4 protein-coding genes, 1 tRNA gene, 2 rRNA genes and 2 pseudogenes are annotated in these 10,503 nt (G+C 59.3%); 4 read left to right on the top strand and 5 right to left on the bottom strand.

Annotated features, from left to right (window positions below; all coding sequences use genetic code 11):
- Positions 1 to 188: 188 nt before the first annotated feature.
- From JET14_RS19515 to JET14_RS19525, 3 genes are all read left to right on the top strand, one after another.
- Positions 189 to 1,223, top strand: a complete 1,035-nt coding sequence (locus JET14_RS19515; protein ID WP_200335772.1) for a sugar ABC transporter substrate-binding protein — start codon at positions 189 to 191, stop codon at positions 1,221 to 1,223.
- Positions 1,224 to 1,341: 118 nt separating this feature from the next.
- Positions 1,342 to 2,415: an ABC transporter permease gene (locus tag JET14_RS19520; protein WP_200335773.1), complete on the top strand. Its 1,074-nt coding sequence runs from the start codon at positions 1,342 to 1,344 to the stop codon at positions 2,413 to 2,415.
- A complete protein-coding gene (locus JET14_RS19525; protein WP_200335774.1) occupies positions 2,391 to 3,191 on the top strand; it encodes an ATP-binding cassette domain-containing protein in 801 nt (266 codons plus the stop codon). The genes JET14_RS19520 and JET14_RS19525 overlap by 25 nt, the downstream gene beginning before the upstream one ends.
- Positions 3,192 to 3,602: 411 nt before the next feature.
- Here the strand turns inward: JET14_RS19525 and JET14_RS19530 are convergent, their stop codons facing one another.
- The gene (locus JET14_RS19530) at positions 3,603 to 5,078 is read right to left on the bottom strand and encodes a protein adenylyltransferase SelO (RefSeq protein ID WP_200335775.1); all 1,476 of its coding nucleotides are present in this window, start codon (positions 5,076 to 5,078) and stop codon (positions 3,603 to 3,605) included.
- A gap of 407 nt (positions 5,079 to 5,485) precedes the next feature.
- Positions 5,486 to 5,750 (bottom strand): annotated as a pseudogene (locus tag JET14_RS19535) (SDR family oxidoreductase); the annotation flags it as partial.
- Between JET14_RS19535 and JET14_RS19540 the strand changes: the two are divergent.
- Positions 5,744 to 5,968, top strand: a pseudogene (locus JET14_RS19540) (helix-turn-helix domain-containing protein); the annotation flags it as partial. The pseudogenes JET14_RS19535 and JET14_RS19540 overlap by 7 nt on opposite strands.
- A gap of 206 nt (positions 5,969 to 6,174) precedes the next feature.
- Here the strand turns inward: JET14_RS19540 and JET14_RS19545 are convergent.
- From JET14_RS19545 to JET14_RS19555, 3 genes are all read right to left on the bottom strand, one after another.
- A tRNA-Met gene (locus JET14_RS19545) sits at positions 6,175 to 6,251 on the bottom strand.
- Positions 6,252 to 6,434: 183 nt separating this feature from the next.
- A 5S ribosomal RNA gene (gene rrf, locus JET14_RS19550) occupies positions 6,435 to 6,550 on the bottom strand.
- Positions 6,551 to 6,907: 357 nt separating this feature from the next.
- A 23S ribosomal RNA gene (locus JET14_RS19555) occupies positions 6,908 to 10,237 on the bottom strand.
- Positions 10,238 to 10,503 lie beyond the last annotated feature (266 nt).

Here is a 10,503-nt window from a genome sequence, read left to right on the forward strand (position 1 = left end):
TTCAAGCTCCATCCTCCGCCCTTGGTGCAATATATTCTGCGGATTGTAAATTGAACGCAATAAATAAATCGGAGTGATTTAATATCTTGACAAAGGGCATCTCCATCGTGCTTCCTATGGACATCGCGGCGCTTGCCGCAGCACACGCAGGCTTGGGAGAGCCTGACGGTCAACGGAGGAGACATTTCATGCTATTCAACACTTCGCGTGCGAAAGCCCTTTGCTGCGCGACCGCGCTGGGCGTCGCGGTTCTTGCCGGGAACGCGCAGGCAGCCGACACCTCGGCCTGCCTGATCACCAAGACGGATACCAATCCCTTCTTCGTCAAGATGAAGGAGGGCGCTGTCGCCAAGGCCAAGGAACTCGGAATCGACCTGAAAACCTTTGCGGGCAAGATCGACGGAGACCATGAAACCCAGGTTCAGGCTGTCGAAACCTGCATTGCCGACGGTGCCAAGGGCATACTGATCACGCCGTCCGACAGTTCGGCGATTGTCCCCTCGGTCGAGCAGGCCCGCAATGCCGGCATCCTCGTCATCGCGCTCGATACCTCGCTGGAACCGATCGACGCTGCCGACGCGACGTTCGCCACCGACAATTTCAAGGCCGGTGAACTGATCGGCGCCTGGGCTGCCGCAAGGCTCGGCGACGAGGCCGCCAATGCCCGGATCGCCATGCTCGATCTCGGCGTCAGCCAGCCCTCCGTCGATGTCATGCGCGACCAGGGCTTCCTGCAGGGTTTCGGCATCGATCTGGGCGACCCCAATCGCTGGGGAGACGAGACCGATCCGCGCATCGTCGGCAACGATGTCACGGCCGGCAATGAAGAGGGCGGACAGCGCGCCATGGAAAACCTGCTCGCCAAGGACCCGATGATCAACGTCGTCTACACGATCAACGAGCCGGCTGCGGCCGGTGCCTATCAGGCGCTGAAATCCATCGGCCGGGAAAACGACGTCATGATCGTCTCTGTCGATGGCGGTTGCCCCGGTGTCCAGAACGTCGCCGACGGGGTCATCGGCGCCACGTCGCAGCAATATCCGCTGCTGATGGCCTCGAAAGGCATTGAGGCGATCGCGGCGTTTGCCGCCGACGGAACCAAGCCGATGCTGACCGAGGGCAAGAATTTCTACGATACCGGCGTCACCCTGGTGACCGATCACCCGGTTGACGGCGTGGAGTCGATCTCCGCCGAAGAGGGCATGAAGCTCTGCTGGGGTTGATCCCTATTCTTCTACCCCTTGGGAGAGGCCGCAAACCGGCCTCCCCGTTTTTCGATAGCCAGGCTGGCGGGCCGGAGCGTCCGGTTTGCGTGCCTGGAGACATTCGGGAGTGAGAAACATGCAGGAACCGACGGCACGGCGGGATGACTACGAATCCTCGCTGGCGCAAAGCCCCGCGAAGGTCGCTGAATTCGCGCAGGAACCGGAGTGGCTGATCGACAAGATCCAGCATGCCCTGCACAAGACGCCGGCACTGGTGCCGCTGATCGTGCTCTTGCTGTCGATCGCGGTCTTTGGTGCACTGCTGGGCTCGAAATTCTTCTCGCCTTTCGCGCTGACACTGATCCTGCAGCAGGTCCAGATCATCGGCATTGTCGCGGCGGCGCAAAGTCTCGTCATCCTGACGGCGGGAATCGATCTTTCCGTCGGCGCGATCATGGTTCTGAGTTCCGTTATCATGGGACAATTCACATTTCGCTACGGTCTTCCGCCCAGCGTGGCGATTGTCTGCGGACTTGCCTGCGGCGCAGCCGTCGGGTTCATCAACGGGTTCCTGGTCGCCCGCGTCAAGCTGCCGCCCTTCATCGTCACGCTCGGCATGTGGCAGATCGCGCTGGCGACGAATTTTCTCTATTCGGCCAACGAGACCATAAGGGCACAGGAGATCGAGGCCAACGCCCCGCTTCTGCAATTCTTCGGCAACAAGATCTCACTGGGCGGGGCGGTCTTCACCTATGGCGTGATCTTCATGATCGTGCTGGTGATGGTGCTTGCCTATGTCCTGCGTCAGACGGCCTGGGGCCGCCATGTCTACGCCGTCGGCGACGATCCCGAAGCCGCGGAACTCGCCGGCGTCAACGTCAGGCGCACGCTGATTTCGGTCTATGTCCTGTCCGGCCTGATCTGCGCCTTCGCAGGCTGGGCCCTGATCGGGCGGATCGGCTCGGTTTCGCCGACTTCGGGCCAGCTGAGCAATATCGAATCCATCACCGCCGTGGTGATCGGCGGCATTTCACTCTTCGGCGGGCGCGGCTCGGTTCTTGGCACGCTGTTCGGCGCGCTGATCGTCGGCGTCTTCACGCTGGGCCTCAGGCTCATGGGGGCGGACGCCCAGTGGACCTATCTCCTGATCGGCCTGCTGATCATCGCCGCCGTGGCCCTCGATCAATGGATCAGAAAGGTATCACTATGACCGAACCGCTTCTGAAGGCACGCAACCTCGTCAAGCGCTACGGCAAGGTGACGGCGCTCGATCATTGCGATTTCGACCTCATGCCGGGGGAAATCCTGGCGGTGATCGGCGACAACGGTGCAGGCAAGTCGACGCTGATCAAGGCGATCTCCGGCGCCGTGCTTCCGGACTCCGGCGAGATCCACATGGATGGGCGACGCCTCAAATTCACCTCGCCGAACGATGCCCGCGAAGCCGGTATCGAGACGGTCTACCAGACACTTGCCATGTCGCCGGCGCTGTCGATTGCCGACAATATGTTCATGGGGCGCGAATTGCGCAAATCCGGCTTCATGGGCAAGGTCTTCCGCCAGCTCGACCGCCCGGAGATGGAACGGGTCGCCCGCGAAAAGCTGAACGATCTCGGTCTGATGACCATTCAGAACATCAATCAGGCGGTGGAAACGCTTTCGGGTGGACAGAGACAGGGCGTGGCGGTGGCGCGGGCTGCGGCTTTCGGCTCCAAGGTCATCATTCTTGACGAACCGACGGCCGCGCTCGGCGTCAAGGAATCCCGCCGGGTGCTGGAGCTGATCCTCGACGTCCGGTCGCGCGGTATTCCGATCATCCTGATCTCGCACAACATGCCGCATGTCTTCGAGGTGGCCGATCGCATCCATGTCCATCGCCTCGGCCGGCGGCTCTGCGTCATCAACCCGAAGGACCACACCATGTCCGATGCCGTCGCCTTCATGACCGGCGCCAGGGAACCGCCGGAAGTGGCAGAAGCCTCCTGACCTGATGGGCTCTCGGGCACAGTTGTCCGGCCATGCGTGTAGCCAGAGGTCATTTCCGGTGATCCCTTGCGGGCCGGAAATGCTCTCCATTATCGAAGCGAAGCTCTTTCGGCGAAAGTCCCGACCTGCCCGGCACAGATTCCGCCCCCAGCCGATGTCCGGTCGGCGGCATGATGCCGCTCGCCGCAATGATCATATTCGGTGGCCTGAGCCCGCAAGCTCAAGGCGTTCGAGGGTGAGAATGCCCGGCTGGAGAGGTTGCTCGCGGAGGCCATGTTGGACAAAGCGACCCTGAAGGGTGTGGCTTCAAAGAAATGATGACGCCCGATGTGAAGCGAGATGCGGTGGCTCCATTGAAAGAGCCGATCCCCGGTCCGCCGAATAGGATTGCGTCGCTCGCAGGCCACGCGTTTACGTGCCGCAGAAGGTACGGTAGGCCGTCTCGGGCACCGGCGGAAGGCCGGCATAATCGGCGAACGCCGCCTGATCCTCGAAGGGCGTGGCCAGCGCTTCGTTCAAGCGTTCGAAGGGTGCCAGGTCGCCGGCCATCGCGGCGGCAAGCGCTTCCTCGACGAGGTGGTTGCGCGGAATGATCGCCGGGTTCACCGCATCCATCGCAGCGCGACGTTCACCCGGCTCTCCCGGTTCGGCCTCGAGGCGCTGACGCCAGCGCGCCGCCCAGTCGTCGTAGGCGGTTGGATCAGCAAAGAGACCGCGCACCGCCCCGTCGGCCTGCTCGCTTTCCGCCGCTTTGCCGAGATTGCGGAAGGTCAGGGTGAAGTCCGCCTTCTGCCGTGCCATGCGACCAAGAAGATCCTCGATCAACGCGGCGTCTTCCTTTTGCGGTGTCTGCAAACCGATCTTCGCGCGAAAGCCGTCGACATAAGCGGTGTTGAACGCGTCCGCAAAGCCGGAGAGGACCTCCTGCGCGGCTTCAATGGCTTTGTTTTCGTCCGGATCGAGATGCGGAAGCAGACATTCTGCCAGACGGGCGAGGTTCCAGTGCGCAATGCGGGCCTGGTTGGCGTAGGCGTAACGCCCGTTCCGGTCGATCGAGGAAAAGACGGTCGCGGGATCGTAGGCGTCGAGGAAGGCGCACGGGCCGTAGTCGATCGTTTCCCCGGCGATCGACATATTGTCGGTGTTCATGACGCCGTGCACGAAGCCGATCTGCATCCAGCGCGCGACGAGTTCCGCCTGGCGGGTGCAGACGCCCTGGAGAAGAGCGCGGTAGGGATTGGAAGCGCCTGCGGCCTCGGGGTAATGCCTGTCGATCACATGGTCGGCGAGTTTTCGAACCGCTTCGTTGTCGCCCCGTGCCGCGAAGAACTGAAACGTGCCGACGCGGATATGGCTGGAGGCGACCCGTGTCAGGACCGCGCCCGGCAGGGCCGTTTCCCGGTAGACCCGCTCTCCCGTCGCGACCGCGGCCAGCGCCCGCGTGGTTGGGATTCCGAGCGCGGCCATGGCCTCGCTGACGAGATACTCGCGCAGGACCGGGCCGAGCGCTGCCCGTCCGTCGCCGCTGCGCGAGAAGATGGTGGGGCCGGCCCCCTTCAGTTGAATGTCGCGACGCCGACCCTGTCGGTCGACGGCCTCGCCGAGGAGGATGGCGCGCCCATCGCCGAGTTGCGGCACGAAGTTTCCGAATTGATGTCCGGCGTAAGCGGCCGCGAGCGGCTCGGCGCCTGCTGGGAGCCGGTTGCCGGCTAAGACTTCAGTCCCTTCACCATTGTCCAACATATCTGCGTCGAGCCCGAGTTCCTCGGCGAGTGGCCGGTTCAGCTTCAGGAGACGCGGCGCGGCGACGGGCGACGGCACGGTTGGCCGGTGGAAGGCGGCGCCGAGACGCGCGTAGCTGTTGTCGAAGTCGAAATCTACCGTCATCTTTTAGCGCGTCGCTTCCGTCGTACCGCTCGGCCGCTGGCTCTCGATCATTCTGTACATAGTTGGCGTTGCCGATGCCGGATTTCCAGAGCAATGCCTGACCGGAAACGTCTCTGTCTGACATTTTACATAGGCATGGAAGTAGCAGTTCCATCCGGTCGGGACAGGATAGACACTGCAGCGACCTGCGCGGATCGGCAGCTTTCAGGGAAATCGAGAACGCGCTTGAACGACCGAAACGGGCGGCCTTCCGGACCGGCAGAAACGGGGGAGCTTTCCGGACTGGCGGGTTTGAACTCAGATAATGAGCTGAGCGGCCATTCATGCTTCATGGGCTTGGAACCGCTTTCTACCCGGATCGGTCGTTCGAGCCGTTCAGCCCAAACGACCGCGGTGAAAGATACCGCCTATTTCACCGCCGAATTTCCGCCGTCCGCGAATAGCGCGGAACCTGTCACGAAGCTCGATGCAGGCCCCGCCAAAAAACAACGCGGCCTGCGCGATTTCTTCCGGCTGGGCTATCCGCTTCATCGCATGGAGACCGGCGGCCCAATCCTCCTGCGATTGATCGCCCGCCATCCCCGTGTCTGTGCCGCCCGGAAGAAGGGCGTTGGCCCGTATGTTTTTTACGGCATAATCCGCCGCGATGCCTTTGACCAGGCCCATCAATGTCCCGGTCGACTTTCTATGCCCGCTTCCAGCGCGAGATTGGCGTGACACCGATGAACTATGTCACGGGCTGGCGCATGGCACTTGCAAAGCAGCTTTTGCACCAGAAGGTCGCAAAGGCGGAAATCGCCCAACGGGTCGGTTATGCTTCGGTCAGCGCCTTCAACACAGCCTTCTGCCGTCATGTCGGCATGTCACCCGGAGCCTATCAGCGGAGTTGATGCCCGGCCAACTGGCCCTTCCCGCGTGGCGCGGTGCATCGAGCGAAACGAATGCGCCATCCGCGGTGAAGCCCGTGTCATCCCGATGGTCGATATGCGTGCCGGTGAACTGGGTCGGTTCCTAGCCTGGACGAAGCGGCAAGCCCTTTGCGAGTCTAGAAGAACGACAAAACCCGCCGCTGTTGCGACGGGTTTGTTTGTCTTGTTGGTTGCGGGGGCAGGATTTGAACCTGCGGCCTTCAGGTTATGAGCCTGACGAGCTACCGGGCTGCTCCACCCCGCGTTATGTTTGCGGCAACAAAAAAGCCGCCTTTTGCGGCGGCTTGTTATCGGCAGTCGCCGTATTGTTGTGAGAAGATATTCTTTGCTCAGCGCGACCGCGCGTCGCCGATTGTTCGGCGCGCCGTGTGCAGCGTGGCCGAAGGCCACGATAGCGTGAACACATAAACAATGTTGCATTTGGCAGACCTGGCAGCGACTTACTCTCCCGTGCCTTAAGACAAAGTACCATCAGCGCTGGGGCATTTCACGGCCGTGTTCGGAATGGGAACGGGTGTTAAGGACCCCGCCATAGCCACCAGGTCGGCCAAATGCAGCATGTTTTCGAGAAGCTGGAAGGGTTTGTTTTGTCCTCACGCTGTCGCGGCTTGCGCCGCTTCGCTCCGGACGGGGCGGCGCATGAGCGCCGGCGGCCGGTCGGCCTTGCGAAGCCTTTGGCTTCGGCCTTCCCCCGCGATGCAGGAGCAAGGATACAAGGACGTGAGGTCTGTTGTTGTATTGGCGCTTCGTCAGTCAGCAGTCGCAATGCCTGTCGAGGGACGACCCTCAGCAGCTTGCCTGCGTCGCGAAGCGGCCCGTCGGAGCGCAGCGGCGAAGCCGCGACAGCGTCAGGACAAAAAGATCGTGTTCATCGCGTTGCGATGAACATGAACAATGAGAACGATCAAGCCGATCGAGCGATTAGTACCGGTAAGCTTCACACATTGCTGCGCTTCCACACCCGGCCTATCAACGTTGTCGTCTACAACGGCTCTGATAGGGAACACTCGTTTTCAGGTTGGTTTCCCGCTTAGATGCCTTCAGCGGTTATCCATTCCGTATATAGCTACCCTGCTATGCGGCTGGCGCCACAACAGGTCCACCAGAGATACGTCCATCCCGGTCCTCTCGTACTAGGGACAGATCCTGTCAATATTCCTACACCCACGGCAGATAGGGACCGAACTGTCTCACGACGTTCTGAACCCAGCTCACGTACCGCTTTAATTGGCGAACAGCCAAACCCTTGGGACCTGCTCCAGCCCCAGGATGCGATGAGCCGACATCGAGGTGCCAAACAACCCCGTCGATATGGACTCTTGGGGGTCATCAGCCTGTTATCCCCGGCGTACCTTTTATCCGTTGAGCGATGGCCCTTCCACGCGGGACCACCGGATCACTATGACCGACTTTCGTCTCTGCTCGACTTGTCAGTCTCGCAGTCAGGCGGGCTTATGCCATTGCACTCGACGACCGATTTCCGACCGGTCTGAGCCCACCATCGCGCGCCTCCGTTACTCTTTAGGAGGCGACCGCCCCAGTCAAACTACCCACCATACACTGTCCCGGATCCGGATCACGGATCGCGGTTAGACATCCACGAAGATAAGGGTGGTATTTCAAGGATGGCTCCACAAGAACTGGCGTCCCTGCTTCAAAGCCTACCACCTATCCTACACATGCCTTGGCGAATGCCAGTGTAAAGCTATAGTAAAGGTGCACGGGGTCTTTCCGTCTGACCGCAGGAACCCCGCATCTTCACGGGGAATTCAATTTCACTGAGTCTGCGTTGGAGACAGCGGGGAAGTCGTTACGCCATTCGTGCAGGTCGGAACTTACCCGACAAGGAATTTCGCTACCTTAGGACCGTTATAGTTACGGCCGCCGTTTACTGGGGCTTCGATTCAATGCTTGCACATCTCCTCTTAACCTTCCAGCACCGGGCAGGCGTCAGACCCTATACGTCGTCTTAAAGACTTCGCAGAGCCCTGTGTTTTTGATAAACAGTCGCTACCCCCTGGTCTGTGCCACCCTCCGATACTTGCGTATCAAAGGGTCACGCTTCTTCCGAAGTTACGCGTGCAATTTGCCGAGTTCCTTCAACGCAGTTCTCTCAAGCGCCTTGGTATACTCTACCTGACCACCTGTGTCGGTTTCGGGTACGGTCTCACGACGGGGCTATTTCCTGGAACCGCTCCACCGCACACTCAATCCAATAAGAATGTACGATTTGTGCAATCCGTCACCACCGCCTGGCCCACGAATATTAACGTGGTTCCCATCGACTACGCGTTTCCGCCTCGTCTTAGGGGCCGGCTAACCCTGCTCAGATTAACTTTAAGCAGGAACCCTTGGTCTTTCGGCGAGAGGGTCTCTCACCCTCTTTATCGTTACTCATGTCAACATTCGCACTTCCGATACCTCCAGGAGCCCTCACGGGTCTCCCTTCATCAGCCTACGGAACGCTCCGCTACCACGTGGATAAATCCACATCCTCAGCTTCGGTGCATGGCTTGAGCCCCGGTACATTTTCGGCGCAAAGACCCTTATTTAGACCAGTGAGCTGTTACGCTTTCTTTAAATGATGGCTGCTTCTAAGCCAACATCCTGGTTGTTTTGGGATCCTCACATCCTTTCCCACTTAGCCATGACTTGGGGACCTTAGCTGGAGGTCAGGGTTGTTGCCCTTTTCACGACGGACGTTAGCACCCGCCGTGTGTCTGCTGAACAGTACTCCTCGGTATTCGCAGTTTGGTTAGGATCAGTAAGACGGTGAGTCCCCATAGCCCATCCAGTGCTCTACCCCCGAGGGTATTCATTCAACGCTCTACCTAAATAGATTTCGCGGAGAACCAGCTATCTCCGAGTTTGATTGGCCTTTCACCCCTAGCCACAAGTCATCCCAATCTATTGCAACAGATGCGGGTTCGGTCCTCCAGTTGGTGTTACCCAACCTTCAACCTGCTCATGGCTAGATCACTCGGTTTCGGGTCTAATGCATCTAACTCAATCGCCCTATTAAGACTCGCTTTCGCTGCGCCTCCACCTACCGGCTTAAGCTTGCTAGATACACTAAGTCGTTGACCCATTATACAAAAGGTACGCCGTCACCCGCTCATCAAATGCTTCGCATTTGTTCGCCGTATCTTCTGTCCTCACGCTGTCGCGATCCTAGATCGCTTCGCTCCGGACGGGGCGGCCAATAATGGCCGACGCGCGGTCGCGCTACAACGACGCCAATTGGCGCCCGTAGGCCGACCGGCCGTCGCCGCTTATGCGGCGCGCCGTCGCAGCCCCAGCAGGTCGAAGACCTGCGGTACGGGGCGCGAGACATAAAAAACGTTCTCAAATTCGAAGAATTTGAAGAACGGGCTCCGACTGTTTGTAGGCATCCGGTTTCAGGTTCTCTTTCACTCCCCTTGTCGGGGTGCTTTTCACCTTTCCCTCACGGTACTGGTTCGCTATCGGTTATGCACGAGTACTTAGGCTTGGAGCGTGGTCGCCCCATGTTCGAACAGGATTTCACGTGTCCCGCCCTACTCAAGGACAATGACTGTTCTACGCATACGGGGCTATCACCCATCTCGCCAGGCTTCCCAACCTGTTCTGCTTCATTCATCATTGCCACTGGCCTCATCCGCGTTCGCTCGCCACTACTTGCGGAGTCTCGATTGATGTCCTTTCCTACGGGTACTTAGATGTTTCAGTTCCCCGCGTTCGCTTCTTAACCCTATGTATTCAGATTAAGATACCTTTTAGCGATATCTAGAAACCATTCCGGTTGCCTATCGGCAACCCGACTGATCTGTTTTGTCCTCACGCTGTCGCGATCTTCGATCGCTTCGCTCCGGACGGGGCGGCCAAAAATGGCCGACGCGCAGTCGCGCTTGCCTCAGGAGCGTGGCTCCTTCGGATTTCATTTCCCAAACCAACGTGGAAAAAGAATTCGGTGCTAAGCACCGCAAGGCCGACCGGCCGTCGCCGCTGATGCGGCGCGCCATCGCAGCCCCAGCAGGTCGAAGACCTGCGGTACGGGGCGTGAGATCAAATAATTCCAGACAAATCATTCCAACCGGAATGATTTTCTAGATATCTAAGGTGGGTTTCCCCATTCGGATATCCATGGATCAAAGCTTATTCGCAGCTCCCCACGGCTTTTCGCAGCGTATCACGTCCTTCATCGCCTGTGCATACCAAGGCATCCACCAAATGCCCTTAAGACACTTGATCGTTCTCATTGCTGATGTTCATCATTTTGTCCGGCCTTTTGTACAACCCGGACGATGCCATCAACACGATCGGACCACCGACCCAACAAAGTCGGCAGCCTTATTTCTTTCAGACTCGACGTCTTTAAACCTCAGCGCGCTAGCGCGTCGGCGATCGTTCGCCGCCCCCGCGGAGGATAGGTCCGAAGGACCGCTCATCCGTGAGCGCAAAACAAACTAAAAAGACGCCAGTCTTTTTAGACCAGCTTCTCGAGATAATGTCCGATG

Origin of the sequence: Martelella lutilitoris (genome assembly GCF_016598595.1) — a bacterium.
Lineage (GTDB): Bacteria > Pseudomonadota > Alphaproteobacteria > Rhizobiales > Rhizobiaceae > Martelella > Martelella lutilitoris_A.